The 26,245-nt window shown below is 41.6% G+C and carries 22 protein-coding genes; 11 read left to right on the top strand and 11 right to left on the bottom strand.

Annotated features, from left to right (window positions below):
• Positions 1-192: 192 nt before the first annotated feature.
• Positions 193-564, bottom strand: a complete 372-nt coding sequence (locus FC093_RS04270; RefSeq protein WP_137260515.1) for a CoA-binding protein — start codon at positions 562-564, stop codon at positions 193-195.
• Positions 565-705: 141 nt separating this feature from the next.
• Between FC093_RS04270 and FC093_RS23670 the strand changes: the two genes are divergently transcribed.
• A complete protein-coding gene (locus FC093_RS23670) occupies positions 706-1,263 on the top strand; it encodes a histone (protein WP_170970987.1) in 558 nt (185 codons plus the stop codon).
• Positions 1,264-1,458: 195 nt separating this feature from the next.
• Here the strand turns inward: FC093_RS23670 and apaG are convergent, their stop codons facing one another.
• Entirely contained in the window at positions 1,459-1,845 is a 387-nt protein-coding gene (gene apaG / locus FC093_RS04260) for a Co2+/Mg2+ efflux protein ApaG (protein ID WP_137260514.1), read from the bottom strand.
• Between the two features lie 390 nt (positions 1,846-2,235).
• Between apaG and nagB the strand changes: the two genes are divergently transcribed.
• Positions 2,236-4,140: a glucosamine-6-phosphate deaminase gene (nagB, locus tag FC093_RS04255; RefSeq protein ID WP_137260513.1), complete on the top strand. Its 1,905-nt coding sequence runs from the start codon at positions 2,236-2,238 to the stop codon at positions 4,138-4,140.
• A gap of 292 nt (positions 4,141-4,432) precedes the next feature.
• Here nagB and FC093_RS04250 read toward each other — a convergent pair whose 3' ends face one another.
• Together FC093_RS04250 and FC093_RS04245 are read right to left on the bottom strand one after the other, a co-directional pair.
• The gene (locus FC093_RS04250; protein ID WP_137260512.1) at positions 4,433-4,645 is read right to left on the bottom strand and encodes a hypothetical protein; all 213 of its coding nucleotides are present in this window, start codon (positions 4,643-4,645) and stop codon (positions 4,433-4,435) included.
• 95 nt (positions 4,646-4,740) lie between these two features.
• Positions 4,741-6,078 (bottom strand): dihydroorotase, encoded by a 1,338-nt coding sequence (locus FC093_RS04245; RefSeq protein WP_137260511.1) that lies wholly within the window; start codon positions 6,076-6,078, stop codon positions 4,741-4,743.
• A gap of 325 nt (positions 6,079-6,403) precedes the next feature.
• On the opposite strand from FC093_RS04245, the gene FC093_RS04240 reads away from it, so the two are divergent.
• From FC093_RS04240 to FC093_RS04230, 3 genes are all read left to right on the top strand, one after another.
• The gene (locus tag FC093_RS04240) at positions 6,404-8,623 is read left to right on the top strand and encodes a M28 family metallopeptidase (protein WP_137260510.1); all 2,220 of its coding nucleotides are present in this window, start codon (positions 6,404-6,406) and stop codon (positions 8,621-8,623) included.
• A 47-nt stretch (positions 8,624-8,670) separates the two neighbouring features.
• Entirely contained in the window at positions 8,671-9,378 is a 708-nt protein-coding gene (locus FC093_RS04235) for an NAD-dependent epimerase/dehydratase family protein (RefSeq protein WP_137260509.1), read from the top strand.
• Between the two features lie 553 nt (positions 9,379-9,931).
• On the top strand, positions 9,932-10,960 hold the full coding sequence (locus FC093_RS04230) for a radical SAM/SPASM domain-containing protein (protein WP_137260508.1): 1,029 nt from the start codon (positions 9,932-9,934) through the stop codon (positions 10,958-10,960).
• A gap of 60 nt (positions 10,961-11,020) precedes the next feature.
• Here the strand turns inward: FC093_RS04230 and FC093_RS04225 are convergent, their stop codons facing one another.
• Together FC093_RS04225 and FC093_RS04220 are read right to left on the bottom strand one after the other, a co-directional pair.
• On the bottom strand, positions 11,021-11,632 hold the full coding sequence (locus FC093_RS04225; RefSeq protein ID WP_137260507.1) for a hypothetical protein: 612 nt from the start codon (positions 11,630-11,632) through the stop codon (positions 11,021-11,023).
• Positions 11,633-11,644: 12 nt separating this feature from the next.
• On the bottom strand, positions 11,645-12,829 hold the full coding sequence (locus FC093_RS04220; RefSeq protein WP_137260506.1) for a glucuronyl esterase domain-containing protein: 1,185 nt from the start codon (positions 12,827-12,829) through the stop codon (positions 11,645-11,647).
• 200 nt (positions 12,830-13,029) lie between these two features.
• On the opposite strand from FC093_RS04220, the gene purN reads away from it, so the two are divergent.
• Positions 13,030-13,599 carry a phosphoribosylglycinamide formyltransferase gene (gene purN / locus FC093_RS04215; protein ID WP_137260505.1) on the top strand — a complete coding sequence of 190 codons (570 nt, stop codon included), beginning with the start codon at positions 13,030-13,032 and terminating at the stop codon, positions 13,597-13,599.
• A 40-nt stretch (positions 13,600-13,639) separates the two neighbouring features.
• On the opposite strand, the gene FC093_RS04210 is transcribed toward purN, so the two are convergent.
• Together FC093_RS04210 and FC093_RS04205 are read right to left on the bottom strand one after the other, a co-directional pair.
• Positions 13,640-16,120, bottom strand: a complete 2,481-nt coding sequence (locus tag FC093_RS04210) for an AsmA family protein (RefSeq protein WP_137260504.1) — start codon at positions 16,118-16,120, stop codon at positions 13,640-13,642.
• A 262-nt stretch (positions 16,121-16,382) separates the two neighbouring features.
• Positions 16,383-17,114, bottom strand: a complete 732-nt coding sequence (locus FC093_RS04205) for an esterase family protein (protein WP_137260503.1) — start codon at positions 17,112-17,114, stop codon at positions 16,383-16,385.
• Positions 17,115-17,309: 195 nt separating this feature from the next.
• On the opposite strand from FC093_RS04205, the gene FC093_RS04200 reads away from it, so the two are divergent.
• Entirely contained in the window at positions 17,310-19,577 is a 2,268-nt protein-coding gene (locus tag FC093_RS04200; protein ID WP_137260502.1) for a RelA/SpoT family protein, read from the top strand.
• Positions 19,578-19,595: 18 nt separating this feature from the next.
• Here the strand turns inward: FC093_RS04200 and FC093_RS04195 are convergent, their stop codons facing one another.
• Positions 19,596-20,813: a glycosyltransferase gene (locus tag FC093_RS04195; RefSeq protein WP_137260501.1), complete on the bottom strand. Its 1,218-nt coding sequence runs from the start codon at positions 20,811-20,813 to the stop codon at positions 19,596-19,598.
• A gap of 222 nt (positions 20,814-21,035) precedes the next feature.
• The gene (gene serS / locus FC093_RS04190; RefSeq protein ID WP_137260500.1) at positions 21,036-22,307 is read right to left on the bottom strand and encodes a serine--tRNA ligase; all 1,272 of its coding nucleotides are present in this window, start codon (positions 22,305-22,307) and stop codon (positions 21,036-21,038) included.
• 58 nt (positions 22,308-22,365) lie between these two features.
• Here serS and FC093_RS04185 point away from each other — a divergent pair, with 58 nt between their 5' ends.
• From FC093_RS04185 to FC093_RS04170, 4 genes are all read left to right on the top strand, one after another.
• Positions 22,366-22,710 carry a hypothetical protein gene (locus FC093_RS04185; protein WP_137260499.1) on the top strand — a complete coding sequence of 115 codons (345 nt, stop codon included), beginning with the start codon at positions 22,366-22,368 and terminating at the stop codon, positions 22,708-22,710.
• Positions 22,711-22,744: 34 nt separating this feature from the next.
• The gene (locus FC093_RS04180) at positions 22,745-23,461 is read left to right on the top strand and encodes a peptidylprolyl isomerase (protein ID WP_240743176.1); all 717 of its coding nucleotides are present in this window, start codon (positions 22,745-22,747) and stop codon (positions 23,459-23,461) included.
• A gap of 90 nt (positions 23,462-23,551) precedes the next feature.
• The gene (gene gcvH / locus FC093_RS04175) at positions 23,552-23,932 is read left to right on the top strand and encodes a glycine cleavage system protein GcvH (RefSeq protein ID WP_137260498.1); all 381 of its coding nucleotides are present in this window, start codon (positions 23,552-23,554) and stop codon (positions 23,930-23,932) included.
• Positions 23,933-24,296: 364 nt separating this feature from the next.
• Complete coding sequence (locus tag FC093_RS04170; RefSeq protein WP_137260497.1) at positions 24,297-24,767, top strand: septal ring lytic transglycosylase RlpA family protein; 471 nt, start codon at positions 24,297-24,299, stop codon at positions 24,765-24,767.
• Positions 24,768-24,933: 166 nt separating this feature from the next.
• Here FC093_RS04170 and FC093_RS04165 read toward each other — a convergent pair whose 3' ends face one another.
• Positions 24,934-26,193 carry a flavin monoamine oxidase family protein gene (locus FC093_RS04165; RefSeq protein ID WP_137260496.1) on the bottom strand — a complete coding sequence of 420 codons (1,260 nt, stop codon included), beginning with the start codon at positions 26,191-26,193 and terminating at the stop codon, positions 24,934-24,936.
• Positions 26,194-26,245 lie beyond the last annotated feature (52 nt).

Raw genomic sequence — 26,245 nt, 5'->3', positions numbered from 1 at the left:
TTATATATGTGTGGTGTACTATGTAGTTGATCAGGTTGAATGTATAAGCCTGATTGATGAATTAAAATAATGAAGCGCAATATTCAATTGAATGAAGCAACTTTAGTTTTAATGAATACTAACCCTTAGTAAATATATTATAGCTCATCACATCTTACATCATCCATAGCATCCTCCCAAATTCTTCCTGTATTAATACTGTCCGGTGCTTAGCAATACCAGTGTACACGCATTCATTGGCTGAATGTTGTTCTGTTTTGCAAGTGTTGCCAACTCAGGGTTTTCGGCACCAGGATTAAAAATAATACGTTTTGGATGCAGCGATAAAATGTAGTCGTAATATTGCTTTTGGTGCGTCGGATTAAGATACAATGTGATGGTATCCACATCATCCATCAAAGGATGTTCAGTTATAATTTGTATATCATCAACAGATCCCTTTTTTTTGCCGATAGCAACAACAGGATGGTCGTAAGATTTCAATCGTCGCACGGCTAAAAAGCTATATCGCATCGGGCTGTCCGAGGCACCAAGCACTACTGTTTTTTTAGGTGTATTTTTCATAGTTTGTTTTTAAAAAGTATTGTGAAAGCAAGATGTTCACAAATTATTATTTAAAAAAATACGCAAAAAATTTACCGGAATGTTTTTTGAATATGCAAATGTGTTATAACTTTCAATTATTATTTACTAAACACCCATCACATGGCAAAGTCAACTAAGAAAGCAGCGACAAAAAAAGCGTCTGCTAAAACCGCAACAGTTAAGAAAACGGCTACTAAAAAAGCCGCAACACCCAAGAAAGCCGCAACGAAAAAAGGAGCTGTAAAGAAGGCTGCGACAACCAAGAAAGCAGCAACGAAAAAAGGAGCTGTAGCCACTAAGAAAGGTGCCGCTAAAGTATCGGTAAAAAAAGCAGCCGCTCCTAAGAAAGCAGCAACGAAAAAAGTAGCTGTAAAGAAGGCTGCAACAGCAAAGAAAGGCGCTACAGCCACCAAAAAAGCAACTACTAAGAAGGCTGCAACTGGTGGTGGTACTAAGAAGGCTGCTACCAAAAAAGCATCCACCCAAAAAGCATCTGTTAAAAAAGCATCTACTAAAAAAGCATCTACCAAAAAAGCATCTTCCAAAAAGGCTGGTGCCGCATCATCGTCGCAGGACAACAACACGGCAGCACAAAATGCAAACATGCCGGTTTATGAGTCGCCAATGGAGTCTTCTACACCGGGCAACGACGTTAATGCGCCGGAAACACAAGAGTAAAGTACAGCGTTCAATAAGCTGCTTCAGGCTGTTGCAAATCATTTGCGGCAGCCTTTTTTGTTGCGCTACATAGTGCAACATGCAGGCATAGATAAAAATTTACAGAGAATTTTACTCTCTGTAAATGGCATGTTTATGCAGTAAAAAGATATTAAATAATAAAGAAGCTGGTTAAGCACTGCAAAAGATAAGAGACTAATTCATCTTAAACGGTACGATCATTTCAAACGGAGGAATATTTACAAAAAATATTGCTTTATTATGCAGGTTTTCCATTTTATACTGGCCGTGCATACGTCCTATTTCGGTGCGCAGGTTGCAGCCGCTTACATACTGAAACTGTTTGCCACTTTCTATTACCGGCTGCACGCCCACCACACCATCGCCTTCCACTTCGCGGTTTTGCCCATCACCGTCCAGTATATACCACTTGCGTTGCAGCAGTTTTACAGCAAAAAGATTATGATTTTCGATAGTAATGCGGTAGGCAAACATAAATTCATGGTTGGCAGGATTGCTGTATTCTGCCTGGTAAAAGGTTTCAACACTTACCTCTATGCCTTCTGAAATTTTAGATACCATGAGTAGCTGCTTAATGCGTAAAATTAATAAATAAGCGCAAGCGCTTTAAAAATATTTATTCATACAACCATTGTACCGTTTAATGTTTATGCCGCTATGTTCTCGATTATAGAGAATAATAATTGGGATATGCAGCCTTGCAACACTTACATCCTTCAGCAACATTACATAGCTTGCGCCGTACATTCATAAGTTCATTTCTTACAATTCGTCTGTTGCATCTCATCAAAATTATCCGCTTCTTACAATCATTTGCAACGGCCTCAAAAAAAGAACATTCGTTAATTATTACACTTTACTTTTGCTACAATATAGCTTTTACAGCCTTACACAGTTAATAATTGCTATATTATCCATTCAATAACAATCTGTCAACATCAAACCATTCCTATGAATCTTGTTGATTCTTTTGAAAAAATTCCGGTTGAAATATTTCCAACTGCAAAGAGCGGCTCGCAGCGTGTAGCTGCCGAGATAGCCGCACTCATCAGACAAAAAGAGCAAAGTGGTGCTATGTGTGTGCTGGGGTTAGCTACTGGCTCTTCGCCCATCAGCCTATATGCCGAGCTGGTGCGGTTGCACCACGAAGAAGGATTAAGCTTTAAAAATGTGATCACCTTTAACCTCGATGAGTATTACCCTATAGACCGGGAGGCGTATCAAAGCTATTACAGTTTCATGCACCGCCATCTCTTTGCTCATATTGATATTAAGCCGGAAAATGTGCACATCTTTAACGGCGAGTTGCCCAAAGAGCAAATAAAGCAACACTGTGTAGAATATGAGCAAATGATAGCAGACGCCGGCGGTATAGACCTGCAGATACTGGGCATTGGCAACAATGGGCATATAGGGTTTAATGAGCCGGGCGCTTCTATTCATTCTGCTTCACGAATGGTTGTGCTTGATAATAACACGCGCTCTGCCAATGCACGCGACTTTCAGAATATCTCCCGCGTTCCGCGCCTTGCCATTACCATGGGCATTGCCACTATAATGGAGGCACGCCGCATTATACTAATGGCCTGGGGCAATAAAGCTGCTATTGTAGCACGTGCGGTAGAGGGGAATGTAACCGAACAGGTGCCTGCCAGCATTTTGCAGCAACACAACAATTGTGTATTTGTAATAGATGAAAACGCCGCTACCGAGCTCACCCGTTTCAAACATCCATGGCTTACCGGTGCGGTAGATTGGACAGAGCAAATGATGAAGCGTGCGGTAGTGGATTTGGCATTAAAACAAAAAAAGCCGGTGCTGAGTCTTACCAATTATGATTATAATGAAAATGGGTTGGGTGAATTACTGGTAGAAAAAGGTGATGCTTACGAAATAAACCTGCAGGTGTTTTATATGCTGCGCGATAGTATTACCGGATGGCCTGGTGGTAAACCTAATGCTTTCATTCCAGCGCATCCCGAGCGTAGCGTGCCGTATCCAAAGCGCTGCCTGATCTTTTCGCCGCACCCTGATGATGATATCATTAGCATGGGCGGCACTTTTATGCGCCTGCACGATCAGGGACATGATGTGCATGTGGCGTATCAAACCAGTGGCAATATAGCCGTGACAGATGAGTTTGTGACGCGCTTTATAGATTTTGCCGTCAACTTTGAAGAACTGATTGGTAACGATACCGCTAAAAGCAGGCAAATATTATCGGAAGCAGAAGCCTTTATTTCTGCTAAAACAAAAAACCAAAGTGATACACTTACTATTCGCCAGATAAAAGGATTGATTCGCCGTAGTGAGGCAAAGGCTACCAGTAAGTACGTGGGCTTGAATGATGACCAGATCCATTTTTTAAATCTGCCTTTTTATGAAACCGGAACTATAGAAAAGAAGCCAATGGGTGAGGAGGATATAAAGATAACGATGGATTTGCTGCAACAACTAAAGCCGCAACAGGTGTATTGTGCCGGCGACCTTGCCGACCCGCATGGCACGCACAAAGTATGTTTGGATATTGTGTTTGAAAGCCTGCGCCGCCTCAAGAAAGCGGGCGAAAGCTGGATACCTGATTGCTGGGTTTGGCTGTACAAAGGTGCGTGGCAGGAGTGGGATATTGCTGATATAGAAATGGCAATTCCTATGAGTCCGGACCAGGTGGTAAAAAAACGTAACGGTATTTTTATCCATCAAAGCCAGAAAGATACGGTGCCTTTTCAGGGAACAGATAACCGCGAGTTTTGGCAACGCGCCGAAGCCCGCAACAGTAATACCGCTGAATTGTATGCCGAACTGGGTATGACCAGATATGCAGCGATGGAAGCATTTGTGCGGTGGCATTTTTGATAGTATAGTTTATTAAACACAAAAGAGCGCCGCGCTAATGCGCGGCGCTCTTTTGTGTTTAGTGGCTTATTACAATAAATATTACCGCGTTTATATTGCTTTATTTTCTGATTGTTTTTTGGTATAGAAAGCTATTAATAATGCCAGCAAAAAGGTAAATACGCGTGTAACAATAAAGAAAAGCATTCTGCAAACTCAAATAACTGATATGATCTTTTTACAACAAAAAAGCATCACACCATTGGCGCGATGCTTTACCGGCTATCACACATTCCTTTAACCTCACAATTGCTTAAGCCCTTCTTTTATCCAACACTACTAATGCTATGCCACCAATTACGGCAATAGCACCCGCATAGTTGGGCCAATCAATGGTATGCTTCTCTTTTTTATTTACTTCCAATGGTCCAACATCTACTACTTTTTCTTCTTTGGTAAAGCTGATGTTGGTGAAAATGAGCATCAATACGCCCACTACAATTAGTATGATACCTAATATTCTCATAACTGAAATTTTGAAGGTTACTTTTATAAATTGTTATCAGTATATGAATAACTCTTTAAATATCATGCCATTAATTTATTAGCAATTATCTATGGCTAACGTGCAAACTGTAGCCGCATACCTGTGTTGGATTCATTAAAATTGCCGCCTTCGTACACCAGGTTGCCATTTACAAACGTATGCGTAATGCTTGCCGGCATTACCATTTTTTGCAACGGACTCCAGGCACATTTATATAAAATGTTATCCGTGTCTATTGTAAAAGGCTGGTTCCTGTTCACCAGCACCACATCGGCAAAGTAGCCCTCGCGTATATAGCCGCGATCTTTTATATCAAAGCATTTAGCTACCGCATGGCTCATCTTTTCCACTACTTTTTCAATGCTTGTTTTTCCTTGTTGCACATAATGCAGCATCAGCGGCAAGGCGTGTTGCACCAATGGCAAACCCGCATGTGCCTTTTCATACGGCTCATTCTTCTCGTGCCAGGTATGCGGCGCATGGTCGGTGGCTATTACATCCAGTCTATCATCCAGCAAAGCTTCCCACAAAGCTACTTTGTGGTTGGGCGCTTTGATAGCCGGGTTGCATTTAATTAAGTTGCCCAGCAGCGCATAATCATCGGCTGTAAAGTGCAGGTGATGCACGCATACTTCGGCAGTGATGCGCTTTTCTTCCAGTGGCACCATGTTGGTAAACAGTTGTAATTCTTTGGTAGTAGTGATGTGTAAAATATGCAGCCGGCTGTTGTATTTTTTGGCAAATTGTATAGCTCTGAAGCTGCTTGCAAAACAAGCTTCCTCGTTGCGTATTACCGGGTGGTCGGCGGCTACAAACGTTTCTTTCTGACTTTTCAGCCATTCATAATTTGCCTTGATGATCGCTTCATCTTCGCAGTGCGTGGCAATCAGCAGTTCGCTGTCTTTAAATATTTTATCCAGCACCAGGGGGTTATTCACCAATAAATTGCCGGTAGAAGAACCCATAAAAATTTTAATGCCACATACATCTTTCTTCTTATCATTTGTTTTCAAAACCTCCTCTGTATTATCGTTGGAAGTGCCCATATAAAACGAATAATTTGCCAGCGAAAACTGGGAGGCAGTTTTATATTTATCTTCTAATAAATCCTGTGTGAATGCCGGCGGCACGGTGTTGGGCATTTCCATAAAAGAAGTTACGCCGCCTGCTACAGCTGCTTTAGCTTCGGTGTAAATAGTAGCTTTATGCGTTAGCCCCGGCTCTCTAAAATGTACCTGATCATCAATAGCACCCGGCAGCAGGTACAGCCCCGAGGCATTGATTTCAGTAGCTGCATTAGGTACGTTGATTTGTCCATCTATTTTTTCAATGCGATGATTTCTAATCCATACATCACCATGCGTAATGGTGCCTTCGTTTACAATAGCTGCATTTTTTATGATATATTCCATAGCTGCGTCTTTTGAAAAACTGCAAGGTAAACAAATGCTCAGGTGAATGGTGTTATGGTTGTGCTATTGAATGGAGAACAAGGTTGAAAATTGATGCTTTTTTAGCTGGATGAAATTTTAAACATACCGCTCTTACTATTATGCAGTTATAGAAAGATTTAAAAAACGCGTACCTCTGTTTATTTTCAGAATGATAATTTTCAAAACACAGCTAACAATATTTATCAGCTTCTATGATTAGAAAACATTAGATTTTATAACGTAAATCATTCCCCTTTCACATTCCTGCACTACTTTACAACCTGTTTCAAATAATGATATACTTATGAAAAATCATGTACTGTTTTTGTGTTGCTGCTTTGTTGTTCATACTGCATCCAATGCACAGTCCACCACCATCAGTGGCTTTAGCAATGCTGATGCACAAGCACAGTTATCCATTGAAAAACAGTTTGACCAAAACCTGAACGCCGCCAATATCGGCAACACAATAAAACAATTATCATCACATCCACACCACATTGGTTCGGCTGGTGGCAAAGCCGTAGCTGACTCTATTTACAACCGTTTTAAATCGTACGGCTGGGAAGTGCGGATAGATACGTATCATGTATTATTTCCCACACCCAAAACGCGCCTGCTCCAAATGACGGCGCCAACCACCTATAAAGCTTTGCTGAAAGAGCCTGCATTAAAAGAAGATGCTACCAGCGGCCAGCAAGATCAATTGCCAACTTACAATGCCTGGAGTGCCGATGGTGATGTAACAGCCGGATTGATATTTGTAAACTATGGCCTGCCCGAAGACTATGATATGCTGGACAGAATGGGCGTGAGTGTAAAAGGTAAAATTGTGATTGCCAAATACGGGCATAGCTGGCGCGGCATCAAGCCCAAAGTAGCACAGGAACACGGAGCTTTGGGCTGCATTATTTATTCCGATCCGGCAGATGACGGCTACTTTGCCGGCGACGTATATCCCAAAGGTGCTTTCAAAAACGAATATGGTGTGCAGCGCGGCAGCGTAATGGACATGCCCGTATATCCCGGCGACCCGCTTACACCCAATGTGGGGGCTACTGCCAATGCGCAAAGAATTGAACGCAGTGAGGCTGCAAACCTGCTAAAAATACCGGTTTTGCCCATTTCTTATCACGATGCGCAGCCTTTGCTAAAGGCTTTGGAAGGGCCTGTGGCACCTGCAGCCTGGCATGGCGGGTTGCCTTTTGCGTATCACATTGGCGGTGGCACTACGCAGGTTCATTTAAAATTGGCTTTCAACTGGGACATTGTTCCTTGCTACAACGTAATTGCTGCCATCAAAGGCAGTCAGTACCCTGATGAATGGATTGTACGCGGCAACCACCACGATGCGTGGGTAAATGGCGCCAACGACCCCATTAGCGGCATAGCCGCGATGCTGGAAGAAGCGAAGTCTATTGGTGATATGTTGAAAAGCGGCTGGCGGCCCAAACGCACACTTGTATATTGTGCCTGGGATGGTGAAGAGCCTGCTTTGCTTGGCTCTACCGAATGGGTGGAAGACCATTTGAAAGAGTTACAGCAAAAAGCAGTAGTGTATATCAATTCGGATGGTAATGCCAGAGGCTTTTTAAATGCCGGTGGATCACCCGCTTTGCAGCAAATGGTAAACGAAGTTGCTGCTACTGTAACCGACCCGCAAACCGGTGTAAGTGTATTAAAGCGCCGGCTGGCAAAAGAAACGGCGGATGCAACTACCACAAAAGCAAAAGAAGAAGCACTGGCCAAAAAAGAAATGGAGCTGGGCGCTTTAGGTTCGGGTTCCGACTTTTCTCCCTTTTTGCAATTTGCCGGTATTCCCTCCTTAAATATTGAGTATGGTGGCGAAGACGCCGGTGGCGACTATCATTCTATTTACGATTCGTACGATAATTACCGCCGCTTCAAAGATCCTTCATTTCAGTATGGTGTAGCATTGGCGCAAACTATTGGTCGTGTTGCTTTGCGCCAGGCAGATGCACAACAGTTGCCCTTTTATTACCAGGATTTTTATAAAGATGTAAATGAATATACCAATCAGTTGATAACACTGGCAAATGATATGCGCGAAAGTACGGCGTTGGAAACAGAACTATTAAAAGACAGCATTTATACTTTAGCCGCAGATACTGCTAAACATTTGTTGCCGCCGCAACCCAAAACAGCCGTGCCTTATTTTGATTTTGCACCCCTGCAAAATGCAGTAGCTCATTTGCAAAAAACAACAGACAGCCTGCACCAGGTATTGGTAAAAATGAATGACGCCAATACCTCCGATGTGCTCAACAAAACATTATACCAGGCTGAGCAGCAACTACTTCTGCCAGAAGGATTGCCACGGCGCGGATGGTATAAACATGCGGTGTATGCACCGGGTTTTTATACCGGTTATGGCGTAAAAACATTACCTGGCATTCGCGAAGCTGTTGAGCAGCGCAACTGGACAGAAGCGCAGGCGCAAATACAATTAGCTGCCGATGCTATCGATCGCCTGAATAATTATCTGCAACAGATTCATGACTAATAATTTGGTCATATAATTGCTTTGTTTACAGTATAACTAACCTATACATGTTACAACAACAGGTAGCCGTTGTGCTGGGCGCAACGGGTATGATAGGCAATCTGCTAACGCAGCGATTATTAAAAGATCCCGGTTTTAGCAAAGTGCGGGTGCTGGTAAGAAGACCTTTTTCTTATGAGCACCCGCGCCTGGAAGTGCAACTGACAGACTTTGACAGCACAAACGATATTCAAAGTAAATTAGGAACCGGCGACTGTATTTTTAGTTGTATTGGCACTACGCAAAAGGCTGTGCAAAATGATGAGGCATTGTATTGGAAAATAGACCACGATATACCTGTGCATGTAGCTACTTTGGGTAAAGCTGCCGGCTTTCATACTTTTTTGCTCGTATCTTCGGTAGGAGCAAATGCAAACACCACTAATTTTTATCTGCAACTAAAAGGAATTGTGGAGAAAGATATTCTCGCAGAAAACTATCGCAGCACACATATTTTTCGCCCATCATTATTGTTGGGCGAAAGGGAAGAAAGGCGTTTTGGCGAAGGCATTTTTCAAACCATTGTGAAGCCGCTTGCTCCTGTTATGTTAGGCTCCTTACAAAAGTATAAACCCATTTATGCCGAAGACATTGCCAAAGCCATGATTGCTGCTGCAAACAGGCGAGAGCCTGGTAAGCATATTTATGAGTATAAAGCCATCATGCAATTAGCACTATCTTCTTTGAATGCGACACAAACATCCAAAACAGCATAAATATTTAGTACAACAAACATTCAAATGTAGTTTTGAATGTTTGTTGTACTAAACAAAGCTGGAAGACTATTAACAGCTTTGTTTTTATGATGTATTGTTTTTGAAAGTGAGAAAGACGTTATTGTAGCAGGGGAAGTAGTATTTCTGTATTTATGAAATACAGTTTAAATGAAAAATAAATAACGTAATCAAAGGATAAAGGAATGAGGTGGAATTCCGGCGCCGTGTTTTCGTAATGTTCTTCCTAAGGTTTAGAAAACGTACAAATGTTACTCAAATCTATTGCGATTAAAAACAAGTGCAAAAAGGTTTTGACGACATTGTTTTGCAAGGCTTATATATGAATAAATTATTATGCCATAAATAAATACTGTTGTATCTTGTCTGACAGAAGAATACACTATTTAATGCGCAGGGTTTAATATGGTGAAATAATCATTCTATTCGTTTGGCTTGCCAGGAGATAATTAGATTAACATTAGTTTTCTTTTCCGTCTTCGCAGCAAAAACAACATTGAATTAGCAATAAACTCCGTCTATCTTTGCAGGTATCATGTACTTCAATTTAAATGATACGCTCAACCTGGCGAGCAAGTTTACGTTGCGCCGCCTGTGGAATGCAGCCAAGGTGGTTACTTCTTTTCAAATAACCCGTATTACAAAAAAGCCGGTGCAGTGGGGTTATCCCATTTCGGTGTCGTTTGAGCCTACTACTTCCTGCAATTTGCGCTGCCCTGAATGTCCCAGCGGATTGCGTGCTTTTACGCGCCCGACCGGTATGCTAAAGAAAGATTTCTTCAGGCAAACGATAGATGATATTTATAAAGACCTGCTCTATCTTATTTTTTATTTTCAGGGCGAGCCTTTCCTGAATCCTGATTTTTTAGATATGGTAAAGTATGCGCATGATAAAGGCATTTACACCGCTACTTCTACCAACGCACATTACCTTACCGACGAAAAAGCAAAACGTACGGTAGAGAGTGGACTGGACAGATTGATTATTTCAATTGATGGCACTACGCAGGATGTTTATAAACAATATCGCGTAGGCGGCAACTTAGAAAAAGTGCTGCAAGGCGCACGCAATATTGTAAAATGGAAAAAAGAACTGAAGAGTAAAACGCCATTTGTATTTTTCCAGTTTTTGGTGGTAAAGCCCAATGAGCACCAGATTGAAGATATTAAGCAATTGGCAAAAGAAATTGGTGTAGATCAGATACGGTTTAAAACCGCGCAGGTATATGATTATGAAAACGACCCGCACAACCTTATTCCTACCATAGATAAATACAGCCGATACCGCATGGGCAAAGATGGCAAAATGAAAAGCAAGAGCGGCCTTGGCAACCATTGCTGGAAGCTTTGGCATGCGAATGTAATTACCTGGGATGGCTTGGTAGTGCCCTGCTGTTTTGATAAAGATGCCATGCATCGTTTAGGCAATTTGCAAACGCAATCGTTCAAAGAAATCTGGAACAACGACAACTACAAGCAGTTTCGCCGGGAACTGATGACCAGCCGTAAAAACATTGACATTTGTGCCAATTGCAGTGAAGGCTTAACGGTGTGGGAAGACTGATGATTGATGAATGGTGATTTGTCAATTGTGAATAGTATGAGTAATAAGTTGCTAAGCATATTAATAGCTTGTTCCTAATATATTTGGCTTTGCGCTTAGCACCTTTTCCATTCTTTCCATTTCATCAATAAAAGTATAAGCTGCTGTTTGAAAAATGTAAACTAAATGGTTCAATAGCAAAACGCTTGTAGGACTTTTAACTCCATAACCTTTGTTTAAATAATTACCCATTGCGTTAGCAAACTGTAGTGCAGCAATAGAGTCTTTGAACTCCCATTCTTCAACATTCAAATTAGAATACCTGTATTTTCCAGCATGAGTTGGGCTACGTATTTCTATTTCGTGAACATTTATGCTGTCGAATATTTTACAATTGCTAATTCTTAAAGTATCTGTATAAAATTTTACTGACTTAGGCTGAAAGATAACTTTTACAAATGGAACAGTGGTGTCATCAGCAAAGGTGTAACCCATTTTTTGTGCTGTATCCCAAAATCTTCTAAAGCCATTTGTTTCACTGGAAATTTTATCAATACAAAGCTTTGCAAAACATGAATCCATTGATAAAGTATCCTTGTGCTTAGTATTCCCAACGTTTAAAAGTTTTTCGCTTTGATTTGATGAGGATGCTGCAAAACAAGTCAAAGCAATCATTAATGCTATAAAACGCATATTGTCGGTTCTTCATTTACCATAATACTGATAATTCGCAAACTGTATAAAATTATTCCAGTCGTACTTTGTTAAATCATGAATGCCTTCCCGCTCGTGATAGCCTAAAACGGAATGAATAATGGGCGAATTAACAGCCGGCATTTCAGTGGGTAGTGCAGCATGTTTGCCATATAAACCATACGCTGGCTGTGCATTCCACAATGAGAGATACATGCCTTTCGGATCAGCCCAGAGATCCTCGGATGCACTCGTTACATACAAAGGCCGCGGCGCAATAAGCGCCAGCAATTCATGCTGATCTACGGGTAAAGCATCTTCTTTATCATTAAACTTTTTATAGTTATCATTAAACCAATGTGGAAATTGGTTATTGATTAATTTGATAGTTTCACCAAACTTTCTTCTGGATAAAGCTGCACCACTATTACCGGAACAATTGGAAATCACTATGGCAAACCGCCGATCGTTGGCACCCGCCCACAACGCTGTTTTTCCACCGCGCGAATGCCCTACAAGCGCCACCTTTTTTGCATCTATAGCTTTATCTTTTTCAAAATAATCCATTACCCGGCTGGCAGCCCATGCCCATGCGCCAATGGCTTTCATGCCATTATCAGCTTGCAGTTGTTTGGGATACAACTGCAATACGCCGTTTTGATACGTGTCTTTATCATCGGGTGCTGCATCAGCCACCTGAAAAGCTGCAATGGCATAGCCGCTGTCAATCACCATTTCTGCGGGCCAAAATTCACTTTTAATCTTTCTGGTAGCATCCATAGTACTGTCTTCCCGATTATTGATTAACAGAAATGCAGGCACTGGTTTTTTGCGATTGTTGGGCGTAAACAAAACAAGATGAATATCTACCGACTTGCCCATCCGCCACACCGAAATAGTGACCTGCTTTAACTGGGCTCGTCCATCCATTGCATCGGCAACCTCGTTGGTAATTGTAAATCGAATACTATCAAAATCCTTGGGCATTTGCCCATATATGTTTTCTGCAAAAAGCGTTAATAGCTCTGGTCTTCGCACTTTCTCCCAGGCAGACTTATTATTAACAACATTTCCGCTTTCTGTTTTTAATACCTCCGGCAATGTATAGTCCGGCACTTTAGATTCATCGTAGTTCTGCGTCATGGCTTTGTTGAAGAGGAATAAAAGAATGAATAAAAATGGCATTGTTTTGCTCATAAGTATAGCTATTGTATATTAAATACTTTCGTACGGCTGAAGGAATTGAAGCTAAAATAAGCTTTATTTTTAACCTTATTTCAGGTAATAAAACTATTCCTTTTATAATTATTCTAATCTGCTTTAAAGATTATGCTGTGTAAAAACTTTTTGCAACCACTCTATTCATCCGCCTACTTTTGCACACAAGTATAATTTACATGAAACGCATAGCCATTTTTGCATCGGGGGCAGGCAGCAATGCCAAAAAAATTATTGAATACTTTACTCATCATGCTGCCATACAAGTGGCGTTGATTGTATGCAATAAACCCGGTGCCGGTGTATTGTCTGTAGCTACCCATTACGGCATACCTACTTTATTAATAGAGAAAGAACAGTTTTTTCGCGGCAATGCGTATGTAGATGAATTGAAAGCTGCACATATTGACTTTATTATTCTTGCTGGTTTTTTATGGAAAATACCTTCTGCACTCATTCAGGCCTATCCTAATAAAATCATCAATATTCATCCTGCCTTGTTGCCAAAATATGGTGGTAAAGGCATGTATGGTCAATTTGTACACGAAGCAGTGTTAGCTGCACGCGAGCTTGAAAGCGGCATTACGGTTCATTTGGTAGATGAGTTGTACGATCATGGGCAAATGGTTTTTCAGGCTCAATGCCCGGTGCTGCCCGGCGATACGGCTGCCACGCTTGCGCAACGCATACATGCACTGGAGCATAAACATTACCCCGAAGTAATTGAACAGTTTATAATGCAGCATTAATATCCATTAGCAAAGTATAGTTGTGCATGCAGGGCAAACACTACTTTTCTCCGGTATCATCTTTAAACTGTTTTTTATAGTTATTACCGCGCATCTTGTTAAACAAATCCAATCCAATTTTTACATTGCCATCATCTTTGCCTTTTGCCCGCAGGTAAATGCTGGCGCCCACTTTGCGATTGGCACCCCGGTTCTTTACCACATAATCGTCGCCACGCGATTTAAGGTTGCTTAGCGGCACCTGTATGCTGATGTCGGTATTGTTACCAAAGCTGTAAATGCCTTCTATAAAAAGCGTGAGCACATTAGTTTCTACCTCCATGCGCGGGATATATACTTCATCGCCTTTTATCTGCAGATTATCCTTTAGCTCGGCAAACTCAATATGCGAAAAGTCGCGGTTTTTAAAAATAAATTTCTGAATGTCTTCCAGCGGTTTAAAGCCTACCAGCGCACCTTTTTTCAACGAGAACTGAAGATTACCAAGCATGCTGTTTTTAATTAAGTTACCTTTTTCATCTATGCCCAGCTTTAAATTAGCAGTAGTATTTAAAACACCGCGTAAGTTGGTAGCGTTAAGGCTCTTCATTCCAAAATCGTCAAAGGCATAAAACAGCTTTTCAACATTGATATTACTTAAGTTTAGGTTGGCAGTAGCAGTATTATAATTATTGCTTGTCTGGTGCACTGTAGCATCCATCTTCACGCTGCCGCCGGCATGTTGCAGCGATACCTTTTGTATATCCATGTCGTTTTTTTCAAAAGCAATTCTTGCCTGTACATTGCTGGCTGTAAAGTGTTTAAGGTGTACAGCATCTGCCTGCAGCACCAGATTGAGTGTGCCGTTTTCCAATATATTATCTATTTGTACTGCTGGCTTTGCCACACCGTTTTTGCTCTTCCGCCGCACAACGGCCCGGCGTGCAGCAAAAAGCGTTTTAAAATCGGCTAAGTCGAGGTCGGGCGTATAAACCGTGCAAATAATAGAAGCTGCTCCCGGCAGTTTGGTACTACTCGCCAGTATATTTACATTTTGTCCCGCAATATCCACCTTAAAATGGTTAGTATTGAGGTCGCATTGCAGATTATGCACCAGCAGGTCGCTTTGCGAAAAGACTACTTCGCCATTGCAGTTATTGAAGGTAAGATTGCGCGGCTCGTACACTACTGCTCCATTTTTAATTTTCAGATTGCCGCTGAGATATTCCAGCAAGGCTGGGTCAGTTCCCAACGGACCATTGTACTGTACATTAAGCTCCGCTGTGCCCTTAGTAAAATGAAGGGTGGCAAGGTTTAATTTTTCATCCAGCGCAGTAAGGGTTGTTGCAGAGGAAAAATCGAACTGCAGTACAGGATGTACCAGGTTGGTAACAACAGTTGGGGTATTGGCTGCCAGCAGCAAGCCGCCCCATTTTGCAGAGAGCTTGTTCAACGCTATCTCCGAATTATCATCGGTACGCGGGTATTGCTTATTGCGTTCGTTGGTAAATGTGCCGGTAAAGCTGCATTCATCAAGTGTAAGCACAGGCGTAACCAACTGGTTTCGCGCCACCACCCATTCTACATTTATCAGCGGAATGGTGCGGAAAGACATGGGGCCTTCTATAGTGGCGGTGAGGTTTAAAGGGCGGGTCAGTTCTACTAAATTTACCTTTTTCGAAATATTCGGTGTCAATAAAGAAGCTGCATCTTTATAGTTGATGTTACTGGCTTTTGCCAGCAGCCTGAAGTGTGCGGTAAGTGTATCGGTCAAAAAGAAATCACCTTTTAGGATAAAGTTGGAAGGACCTATTTTTACCGGTGTTTCCTTAAACGACAATTGCTTTGAATGATTATTGAATGTTAATGCCCAGTCTGCTTTTACGGTTTTATCTTTTAAAAAATACCCTTTTTGCAGGTTGAAGCCCAGGCCTTTTATTAATGCGTTTGTTTCTAATGAAATGTTGATGATAGAATCGGCATAGTCCAAACCGGCATGAACATACCGGAAGCTAACGCCAAACCATTTATCTTTTATGGCATTTTCGGTTACAAAGCCTACGTTTTTTAGCTCTACTTCATCTATTACCGGCGCTTTTCCGGTTGCACTCTTTTTGTTTTTTTTCTTGAAAAGGTAAGTATTGCTGTAGCCATTTTTATCGGTAAATAAATGAATGATACCATCTTCTACAAACAGATTGTGAACATTCACATTTTTACTGATGAGCATTATCATATTGATGCGCGTGGAAACATACTTTGCCTGCAGCAAAGCTTTGTTATATACCGAATCTTTGATGACAATATCATTCACCGCAACATCTACGTTGGGAAAATACCGCCACACATTAATGGTTACATCCTTAATGGTTGCAGTCCCTGCCACCGCCTCGTTCAGTTTATTATTAACCAGTGTTACAAAAGCCTGCTTATGATGGTTGATATACACCTGAAAAATCATGAGCGCCACAGCAAGCACTATCGCCAAAGCGCCTAACACCCATAATATTTTTTCCAGAATCTTCTTTTGCTTTTCGCGCATATTCAATGAGCTATTAAAGTTTGTTGTTTATAAAGTAATTTTTTATTTAATGCTATTTTATTTTCTATAGCTAATTGTTTGTATTGATTTTACATAAAAAACAATGCTGCTATTTGGTGATGGGTATTAATGAAAAAATCCCGCCAAGTTTCAGCGGGAATGCTTGCATTAGTTTTTTGGGAGATTTTTATGATGCGCGGTTTCGCAGTATGTTTTTACAAGGTAGTATTTCTGGCTTCTTTGCGCCACTGCAGTTAAAAGTCTAAAATTTACTGCCCAGCACATACGGCAACATTTTGTACCAGGTAGGCCATTCATGCTTCATGTCCGTTCCCCAAATCTCCAGGTTGTGCCAGATGCCTTTGCTCCACAGTATGTCTGAAAAACGCTTGTTTTCTCCAGGCGCTTCATAGTCGCCGCTGCCAGAAAGGATATGTATGTGTTGGCTCGCCCGTATTTTATCCAGGTACCATTTGTCGTGCAGGTTGGGCATGTAATGCACCGGACTGTTGTAATACACCTGCTCGTCCCAGTAGCCGCGCGTATATTCGGTAAGGTCGTACACGCCACTCATAGCTATCACACCATTGATAATATCGGGGTGTTTCAAAAATAAATTCATGCTGTGCAATGCGCCAAAAGATGCACCGCAGGTGTAAACAAAAGTATCGTTGCCCACATTGTTACGTATAAACGGAATTACTTCGTTGATGACATAGTGGTTGAAGTTGTTGTGGTTAATGGCTTTATGTTCACCCCACATGTCGTAGTTCAGCCAGCTTTCCTTATTCATGCTGTTGATACTAAACACTTTTACTTTGCCCGCGTCAATAAAAGGTGCAATAGCATTAATAAGATTGAAGCGCTCATACTCCAGAAAATCGGCGCCGGCAGTAGGTATCATTAGTAAAGCAAAACCATAATGACCATAGGTAACGATAGGCATTTCCCGGTTGGTGCTGGGGCTATACCACGAAGTGATTTCTCTGCGCATGTATTTTTTGTTCAGGTTTTTGTATGATGAAAGATAAAGATAGCACGCTTACTGCCATAAAGGCATCAGGAAACCTGCTTAATTTATGTTGCACAGTTTTTTCTTTATAAATTTCGTGCCTTCGTGGCAACAAGTCTACTTTCAGCACAATTATCACGTTTCTTTATTACACTTATTTAGTAAATTCGTTATCCGATGCAGAACGAGCAAGTAATAACTACCGAAGTACAATTACCTAAATATACACTTACCGAAGAGCAGGAGCGTAAACTGATTTTACGCCATTATCGCGCTTTACTGCGCAGTCTTCGCCCCAAACTAAAAAAAGGTGATAAAGAGCTGGTGCGCCACGCTTTTGAAATGGCTGCCGAAGCCCACCAGACCATGCGGCGCAAGAGCGGCGAGCCGTACATTTTGCACCCACTGGCAGTAGCTATGATATGCGTGGAAGAAATTGGGCTGGGCGTGCGCAGCACTATCTGTTCGCTGCTGCACGATACCGTAGAAGATACCGACCTTACACTGGAAGAAATAGAGCACGACTTTGGCGGCGAAATAGCCCGTATTGTAGATGGATTGACCAAAATATCGGGCATTATTGACACGAGCAGCAGCCAGCAGGCAGAGAATTTTAAAAAGATATTGCTCACACTTACCGATGATCCGCGCGTGATACTCATTAAGCTTGCCGACCGACTGCACAATATGCGCACGCTCGATTACATGAAGCGTGAAAAGCAGCTAAAAATTGCGAGCGAAACCGTATGGGTGTATGCGCCCTTAGCACATCGTATGGGTTTGTACAATGTAAAAACCGAGCTTGAGGACTTGAGCATGAAATACCTTGAGCCGCAGGAATACAAAGACATTGCCCGCAAATTAGCAGAAACAAAAAGAGAGCGCACCCGTTATATCAACGAGTTTATTAAACCACTAAGAGAAAAGCTACAAAAAGGAGGCTTTGACTTTGAGATTTATGGCCGTCCAAAAAGCATTCATTCTATCTGGAATAAAATAAAAAAGAAAGCCGTTGATTTTGAAGAAGTGTACGATTTGTTTGCCATTCGCGTTATTCTCAACTCGCCGCCTGAGCGGGAAAAAGAAGATTGCTGGAAGGTGTACTCGATGATTACAGACGAATACACGCCCGCTCCGGAACGCCTGCGCGATTGGCTAAGCAATCCTAAAAGCAATGGCTACGAGGCGTTGCATACCACCGTGATGGGACCACAGGGCAAATGGGTGGAAGTACAGATACGCACCCGCCGTATGAACGAAATTGCAGAGAAAGGCCTGGCTGCCCACTACAAATACAAAGAGGGCAACAGCGATGAAGACCGCTTTGATAAATGGTTTGGGCAAATACGCGAAGTCATCAGCAGCCAGGATACTGATGGTGTGGACTTTTTGCAGGATTTTAAAACCAGTTTTCTTGCCGAAGAAATATATGTATATACGCCACGCGGCGATGTAAAAATGTTGCCGGTTGGTTCCACTACGCTAGACTTTGCTTTTTCTATTCACTCGGCTATTGGTACAAAGTGTATTGGTGCCAAGGTGAATCATAAGTTGGTGCCGCTCAGCTATAAGCTGCGCAGCGGCGACCAGGTGGAAATCATTACCAGCAATAAACAGAAGCCTACCGAAGACTGGCTGAATATGGTGGTGACCACCAAAGCCAAAAGCAAAATAAAGGATGCTTTAAAAGAAGAAAAACGCACCATTGCCGAAGATGGTAAGGCTTACACTCAACGCAAGCTGGAAGGCATGGGTGCAGCTTTTAACCAGGGGAATATTGATGAATTGGTAAGCTTTTATAAAGTGCCGTCGCAACTTGATCTGTTTTATAAAGTAGCGATAAAGCAGATTGATTTAAAGGAGCTTAAAGAGTTTCATGTGCTGGGCGACCGGCTGGAGATGCCCAAGCCTGTGAAGCCGGTAGTGGAAGTAAAGCCCGAAAGCGTTGAACACAAACATGCTGCTAACAAAAAAGAGTCGGAGCTTATTATTTTTGGGGAAAGCAGCGACCGCATTATGTACACACTTGCCAAATGTTGCAACCCCATACCGGGCGATAATGTGTTTGGCTTTGTAAGTACCGGCAAAGGCTTGATTATTCACCGTACCAACTGCCCCAATGCCGCTCAAATGATGGCGAATTACGGGCATCGCATTGTGAAGACAAAATGGGCGAAAAATAAGGAGATTTCCTTCCTTACCGGTTTGAAAATAGTAGGGCTTGATGATGTGGGCGTTATCAACAAAATTACCAATGTTATTAGCGGCGATATGAAAATTAATATTGCTGCGCTTACTATCGAGTCGGGCGAAGGACTCTTTGAAGGTACAGTAAAAGTGTTTGTGCACGATAAGGAAGAACTGGAAGAACTGGTTGACCGGTTGAAAAGATTAAATGGTATTCAAAACGTAGAACGGTTTGATACGGAGGAAGCAGTGGCATGAGTTATCAAAAAATAGTCATCATACAATGCCTTCAGCCTGAAGGCATTGTATATACAACTTATCCATTGCGTCTGTTTCTTTTTCTTTTGAAAAACGGTTTAGCACAAATGCTTTTCCTTTGCTGCCCATACGCATCCGTAATGTTTTATCATGGATGAGCAATTGTAGCTTTTTTACAAAGTCTTCTATACTAAAATTAGCTACTAAAAAACCCGTTTCACCATCAATAATCGTATCCCTTACGCCACCTACATTGGTAGCAACAACTGGTTTTTGAAACAGTTGTGCTTCTATCAAAGATACCGGCGTGCCTTCGTTATAAGAGGTTAGCACCACAATATCTATACTTTGCAGCGCTTCGGAAATATTTGTAATCCAAGAAGTGAAAATAACATTTGCTGGTGTTGCTGGTGCAGCACTGCCTTCGTACCAATTTATTCCTTTTTGCTGCATTTCCTGCTGCATGGTTGTTTTGCAGTTGCCATCGCCAATAATAAAGAAACAAACATCTTCGTGTTGCTGCTGTATTTGCTGAATAATAGGAATAAAAAGAGAAAGATTTTTTATACTTACTAACCTGCCGATGATGGCTATGATAATGGTATGTTCAGGAATGTTGTATCGTTGCCTGAAAGTGTTGCTATCAGCAGATTGCAGTGAATATCTTTCCTCATCAATACCAATGAAAATTGTACAGATTTTTAATAGCGGTGCAATGCGGTAAACCGTTGCTAACTCATAAGCCTGATGTGGGCTGATGGCAATAATGCGGGTAGAAATCGCTGCCAGTTTCCTTTCTATAAAAGCAATAAACCGGGAAATAGCTTTATTATAATAAGAATGAAATAAGTGCCCATGATAGGTATGAATAATCACCGGAACTTTTGTGTTGTACGCTGCTATTCTACCCAATAAACCGCTTTTAAAACCGTGCGTATGTACAATATCCGGCTGGTGCTTACGAATAAGTGTACGTATTTGTTTATAGCTCTGTATGTCTTTAAAAGGCAGGATAGCGCGGTGCAGCGTTTTTATTTTTATAAACTGAATATTTTCACTATTCAGTAGGAGCGGAGCTTCTTTTTCGTCTCTTTCTTTTTCGCCATACACAACCGTAATGTCGTATTTATCTTTTAAGTAAAAGGCCATTGACAGCGCATCCATCGAGCCGCCGGCTAATGCGAGCCGATTGATGATGAGGAACAGCTTTTTCTTTGGTATATTACGGATAGTCAATGATGTGAGTAGTGGGTTGTCAGTTGTGAGTTAAATTATATCAACATTGCAAGGTGCAAATGGGCATATCTGCTGCCAATAACTGCAAATACATTTTTTAAGCTTATGATATAAAAAGCTTTGCCATAAAGTAATATACATGGCAAGCAAACCGTCTATCTTACCACTTTGCGTTTGGGCAACTTTAAACTTTACGCATTAAACCTTAAGCAAATACGTACATTACATAATCATAGCACTACCGTAATACTTTTGCAATACTTCCGGTATGCGAATGCACTTCTCCGTTTGGTTATTCTCCAGCAAACAAGCCATGATGCGCGGCAATGCCAGCGAACTGCCATTCAGGCTATGCACCAACTGCATCTTGCCATCCGCATCTTTGTAGCGGCACTTCATACGGTTAGTTTGATAGCTTTCAAAATTGCTCACACTGCTCACTTCCAGCCAGCGCTGCTGTGCTGCACTATATACTTCAAAGTCATAAGTAAGCGCACTGGTAAAGCCCATATCGCCACCGCAGAGTTTTAAAATACGATAAGGTAAAGCGAGGCTTTGCACCAATCCTTCTACATGATGTACCATTTCGTCCAGCACATTGTAGCTGTATTTGGGAAGCACCAATTGAATAATTTCCACTTTTTCAAACTGGTGCACGCGGTTCAATCCACGTACATCTTTGCCAAAGCTGCCCGCCTCACGCCTAAAGCACGGCGAATAAGCAGTCATCCTGATGGGCAACTCATTTTCTTTTAAAATTACATCGCGGTAAATATTGGTTACCGGTACTTCTGCAGTTGGAATAAGATACAAATTGTCTTCGGTTACGTGATACATCTGTCCTTCTTTATCGGGCAGTTGCCCGGTAGCGTAAGCTGAGGCTTCGTTTACCATAAAGGGCGGCAAGTATTCGGTGTAGCCTTTAGAGGTATTATAATCTAAAAAATATTGTACCAGCGAACGTTGCAGCTTAGCACCATTACCTCTATACAATGGGAATCCGCTGCCGGTAATTTTAGCACCGGTTTCAAAATCTACTAAATTATATTCTTTTATCAGTTCCCAATGCGGCAACGCATTCTCGGGTAGTTGTGGTTTTTTGCCCCCTTCGCGTACCACCACGTTGTCTTCAGCACCTTTGCCCGCCGGTACTCTGTCGGCAGGCAAGTTAGGCAGCATAATGAGCTTGCCTTGCAGGTTTTTTTCTATTGTAGCCAATTGCTCGTTGAGCCTTGTGGCTTCGGCTTTGTTGCCGGCAATGCTGGCTTTCAGTCTTTCGGCTTCTTCTTTATTGCCCTGCGCCATGTATTGTCCAATATTTTTGGAGGCACTGTTGATGCTGGCTTGCATCGTATCGAAGGCAGTTTGCGTAGCCCGGCGCTCATCGTCCAGTGCAATAATTTCATCTACCAGTTCAGGATTCTTAAAATTTCGTATCGCTAATCTTTCTTTTACCCAGTCCGGCTTTTGTTTTATTACTGTTACTTGCAGCATGTAAATGCGTTTTGGCGACAAATATAACCTTTGCCGCCAAACCTTACCTTTGCGACCTATGAATGTACGTGATGATTTGCAGCAGCGCTGGTGGACGCTCGAAGCCAAACTGGTAGAGCGCTTTGACAAAAAGCCCGATATGGAAGCCATTCTTTTTTTGATAGGTATGCAGGAAACCGGCTTTGTAAAAGAAAAAATAACCAAAGAACAAAAGCAGGATTTGATGCATGTAGCAGTGTGTACCGTGCTTAGCTCCAGTGGTTATTACCAGTTACAGGGGCATGATGCGGAAGGGTGGCCGCATTTTGCGCAATTGAAAGAATTACCCAACTTTTCTTTGCACGAACAGGAAAATTTTTTGAAAGACCATATCTTGCTCTATTTTGACCAGATAGGTTTTTAAGGGAATGTAAGGAAAAGAAAATCTGATTGAAGGAATGATTATAAAAGTTCAGCGTTTAGGAATAATGAATAAAGTTTCGATTGCAATGTTTGCCGTATGTCTGTTTGCAATAAGTTGTGCAAGCACCAAAACTGCTAAAAATAGAACCGTAGCACCGCAGCTTGCAGAAATATCTACTAATTATGGAAATATGGTGGTAAAGCTATACGACAGTACACCATTGCATAGGAACAATTTTATAAAGCTGGTGAAAGAAGGTTTTTACGACAGTCTTTTATTTCATCGGGTAATTGATAGTTTCATGATACAAGGTGGCGATCCGGAGAGTAAAAATGCACCCGATTCGGTACAACTGGGTGCTGGTGAGGCGCCCGGCAGCCGCATTCCGGCGGAGTTTAACAGCAATTATTTCCATAAAAAGGGAGCATTGGCTGCTGCGCGCGACGATAATCCTGAAAAGGCGAGCAGCAACTGCCAGTTTTATATTGTGCAAGGCAAGCAGTACAACGATACATCTCTCAATATGATGGAGTGCCAGATACGTAACGAAAATCCGGGTTTCAGCTTTACCGAAGAGCAGCGAAAAGTATATAACACAGTTGGTGGCACGCCCTTCTTAGACCAGAATTATACTGTATTTGGCGAAGTAATAAAAGGGCTGGAGGTGATAGATAAAATAGCAGCGCTGCCGCGCGATACTAATGACCGTCCGCTGCAAAACGTGCGCATGAGCATTCGTATGTTGAGATAACGGATTGAAAGTATGATAACGAAAGCTTTATTTTATAAATAAAAATTTTCATCTTTATATATTAAGTCAGACCATTAAATAAAAAACCTTATGAACATTCCGCAGGAGCTTAGATACACCAAAGACCATGAGTGGATAAAAATGATTGATGATGAACATGCCTACATTGGTATCACCGATTTTGCCCAAAGCGAACTGGGCGATATTGTGTTTGTTGACATTGCTACTGAAGGACAAACGCTGGAAGCTGAAACCGTGTTTGGTACTGTAGAAGCAGTAAAAACCGTTAGCGACCTGTACCTGCCTGTGGCCGGCACGGTAGAAGAAGTAAACCCCGTGCTGAACAAACAACCTGAGTTGATAAACAGCGATCCTTACGGCGAAGGCTGGATGGTAAAAATCAAGCTTTCCAATGCCGGAGATGTAAACAACCTGCTTGATGCAGAGGCGTATAACAAACTGGTAGGTTAATAGTTAATTTTTTGCATTGCCTTTGCAGATAAACGCAATTTTATTTGCAAAGGCAATTATTTATATAGAGAGTGATGCATGACAAGGTTATATATTCCTTTGCAAAACCAGTTATCGTTCTCTCCTAAAATTTTAGTTGGTGTTATTTAGTTGCTGTGTGCTGCACGTTTATCCAACTCAATGAGACTTAACAATATGTATTGTTGATAAATTTCAGTTTTATATTTTATTGTAATCGTTATCTTTAATTTTTCATTGGCCTATTTATTTAAAAATTGCATTTGTAATTGCTTGCTAATTCCCACAATTGATTTGAAAATATGCTATGCAAACATTTTTAAATTAAAAACTTCATAGTTATAGTATGAAGCGAAAAATTAATCATGTTCTGCATGTTTATAGCCCTCATTGTGCAGGTTTTTTCGGCGTGCGATTGTTGAGAAGGGTAGGTGTAATTATAGCTTGTTTATTGCTGCATATAGCTGTTTTTTGCCAGCAGGGTACTACTATACAAAGAGCTAAAGTAGTGTATGGCGTTGCCAGCTTTTACAGCAAACACCTGGAAGGAAGTAAGACAGCCACCGGTGAAATTTTTCACCACGACCAAATGGTGGCAGCAAGCAACAGTTTTGAACTGAATAGTTGGGTGCGCATTACCAATATGCGCAATAATAAATCGGTAATCGTGCGCATCAACGATCGTATGAGCAAAGGAATGCAGGCATTAGGGCGCGTAGCAGATGTAACTATATCGGCTGCACAGCAGTTAGGCTTTATAAACAGAGGTCTGGCTCGCGTAAAGGTAGAACAGGTGCTGCCAGGAACAACAAAGTAAGAATTGTATTTAAATATATAGTTTGAATAACAACATCAGCAATTATTTGTTTTAATCGGTAAGCATCATTATCATCAGCATACGCCTTCATAAGTTGTGTTAATAAGACGAGGCGCCTCCGGTAAAACGGGGGCGCTTTGGTTTGTATAATATTGTAAAAGTTAAACTATTCAATATCCTTCAATAATCGTTCCGCTGTTTCTCTGCCGCTTATCAACGCTGCTTCCACGGTGCCTTGCGCATCGCCGGTATAAATTGCTTCGCCGGCAAAATAAATGGTGTTTTCAACTGGTTCTTTCAAAATGGCTTTGGCCTGTGCCGATTGGGTGGTATTGTAAGAATAAGCACCAAAAGTATAAGGTTGTTTTTGCCAGTTGGCTACATGCCATGCAGTAACGGGTGGTAGCTTTTTGCTGAACATGGAAGCAAGTGATTGTAATGCTATATCCAATATTTGCTCTGGCGAATAATCCTGCATAGCAAAGGCTTTGGGGCCGCCCAGCCAGCCGGTGAGCAGGTTGTTTTTTGCGGGATATTGCGTCCACCAGGTAGGTATTTTTTCTTCGCAAAAAAAGAATAGCGCATCTTGATGTACATCCTGCCAGAAGGCTTCTTCAAACTGGATTAAAACTTTGATGACCGCGCCAAAACCAATTTCTTTTACAGCGTTTATTTTCTCTGAAATAGCAGGTACAAATGCAATAGCTCCTTCGGTTTGCAACATGCTGATGGGTACTGTAATGATTATCTTTTCTGCACTAAATTGTTCATTATTTGCTGTAGTTGCTATTACTTTATTTTTATTCCAAACTACTTTATTCACTACCTCCCAAAAGTGGATTTCGCAATGCTGCCGCAGGCAAATCATTGTTAATGCATCTATTAATTGCATGTAACCACCCCCTATCCGGTATTGCACCTCTTCTTCATGCTGCCATTCGTTGCGCAATGCTATTACACCGGCTTTATTTTCATCTGCTACATCAAAACCTTGTGCAAACTGAATGGCTGATTGCCTGAGTTTTGTATATTTTTCTCCGTTGAAAAAGGTATTTAAAAAGTCGCTCAAAGTAATGTCTTCATTTAGCGCATCCATTTGTTGCATCATTTCATCCCAACCTTCTATTTCATCATCTGTATCCTGCCATTGACCATCTTTTTTACGCAGCGTACTGCCAGTTGCTTTTGTATATGGAATATTATTTTCTTTTAGGAGTTGCAGTGTAAGAGACAGGTTGCCATGTATAAATTCGGCGCCTGCTTCTACAGGTTGGCTGAAGTGCTTTTGCGGTAATGTATCAATGCGTCCGCCGGCACGGTTGCGGGCTTCCAGAATAATCACTTTTTTACCCCTGGCGGATAGTTCTTTAGCTGCCATCAGTCCGCTGGCTCCGGCACCAACGATAAGTATATCTGCATGGATCATATAGAATATGTTGATTGGCTAATGAAAGCAATAATTAAGCTACAATAAATCA

The organism is Ilyomonas limi, from assembly GCF_005233845.1.
Lineage (GTDB): Bacteria > Bacteroidota > Bacteroidia > Chitinophagales > Chitinophagaceae > Ilyomonas > Ilyomonas limi.
This window is presented reverse-complemented; position numbering and strand designations above follow the sequence as displayed.

Coding starts and splice junctions, on each gene's coding strand:
- FC093_RS04270 (WP_137260515.1), bottom strand. CDS start 564: ATGAAAAATACACCTAAAAAAACAGTAGTGCTTGGTGCCTCGGACAGC.
- FC093_RS23670 (WP_170970987.1), top strand. CDS start 706: ATGGCAAAGTCAACTAAGAAAGCAGCGACAAAAAAAGCGTCTGCTAAA.
- apaG (WP_137260514.1), bottom strand. CDS start 1,845: ATGGTATCTAAAATTTCAGAAGGCATAGAGGTAAGTGTTGAAACCTTT.
- nagB (WP_137260513.1), top strand. CDS start 2,236: ATGAATCTTGTTGATTCTTTTGAAAAAATTCCGGTTGAAATATTTCCA.
- FC093_RS04250 (WP_137260512.1), bottom strand. CDS start 4,645: ATGAGAATATTAGGTATCATACTAATTGTAGTGGGCGTATTGATGCTC.
- FC093_RS04245 (WP_137260511.1), bottom strand. CDS start 6,078: ATGGAATATATCATAAAAAATGCAGCTATTGTAAACGAAGGCACCATT.
- FC093_RS04240 (WP_137260510.1), top strand. CDS start 6,404: ATGAAAAATCATGTACTGTTTTTGTGTTGCTGCTTTGTTGTTCATACT.
- FC093_RS04235 (WP_137260509.1), top strand. CDS start 8,671: ATGTTACAACAACAGGTAGCCGTTGTGCTGGGCGCAACGGGTATGATA.
- FC093_RS04230 (WP_137260508.1), top strand. CDS start 9,932: ATGTACTTCAATTTAAATGATACGCTCAACCTGGCGAGCAAGTTTACG.
- FC093_RS04225 (WP_137260507.1), bottom strand. CDS start 11,632: ATGCGTTTTATAGCATTAATGATTGCTTTGACTTGTTTTGCAGCATCC.
- FC093_RS04220 (WP_137260506.1), bottom strand. CDS start 12,829: ATGAGCAAAACAATGCCATTTTTATTCATTCTTTTATTCCTCTTCAAC.
- purN (WP_137260505.1), top strand. CDS start 13,030: ATGAAACGCATAGCCATTTTTGCATCGGGGGCAGGCAGCAATGCCAAA.
- FC093_RS04210 (WP_137260504.1), bottom strand. CDS start 16,120: ATGCGCGAAAAGCAAAAGAAGATTCTGGAAAAAATATTATGGGTGTTA.
- FC093_RS04205 (WP_137260503.1), bottom strand. CDS start 17,114: ATGCGCAGAGAAATCACTTCGTGGTATAGCCCCAGCACCAACCGGGAA.
- FC093_RS04200 (WP_137260502.1), top strand. CDS start 17,310: ATGCAGAACGAGCAAGTAATAACTACCGAAGTACAATTACCTAAATAT.
- serS (WP_137260500.1), bottom strand. CDS start 22,307: ATGCTGCAAGTAACAGTAATAAAACAAAAGCCGGACTGGGTAAAAGAA.
- FC093_RS04185 (WP_137260499.1), top strand. CDS start 22,366: ATGAATGTACGTGATGATTTGCAGCAGCGCTGGTGGACGCTCGAAGCC.
- FC093_RS04180 (WP_240743176.1), top strand. CDS start 22,745: ATGATTATAAAAGTTCAGCGTTTAGGAATAATGAATAAAGTTTCGATT.
- gcvH (WP_137260498.1), top strand. CDS start 23,552: ATGAACATTCCGCAGGAGCTTAGATACACCAAAGACCATGAGTGGATA.
- FC093_RS04170 (WP_137260497.1), top strand. CDS start 24,297: ATGAAGCGAAAAATTAATCATGTTCTGCATGTTTATAGCCCTCATTGT.
- FC093_RS04165 (WP_137260496.1), bottom strand. CDS start 26,193: ATGATCCATGCAGATATACTTATCGTTGGTGCCGGAGCCAGCGGACTG.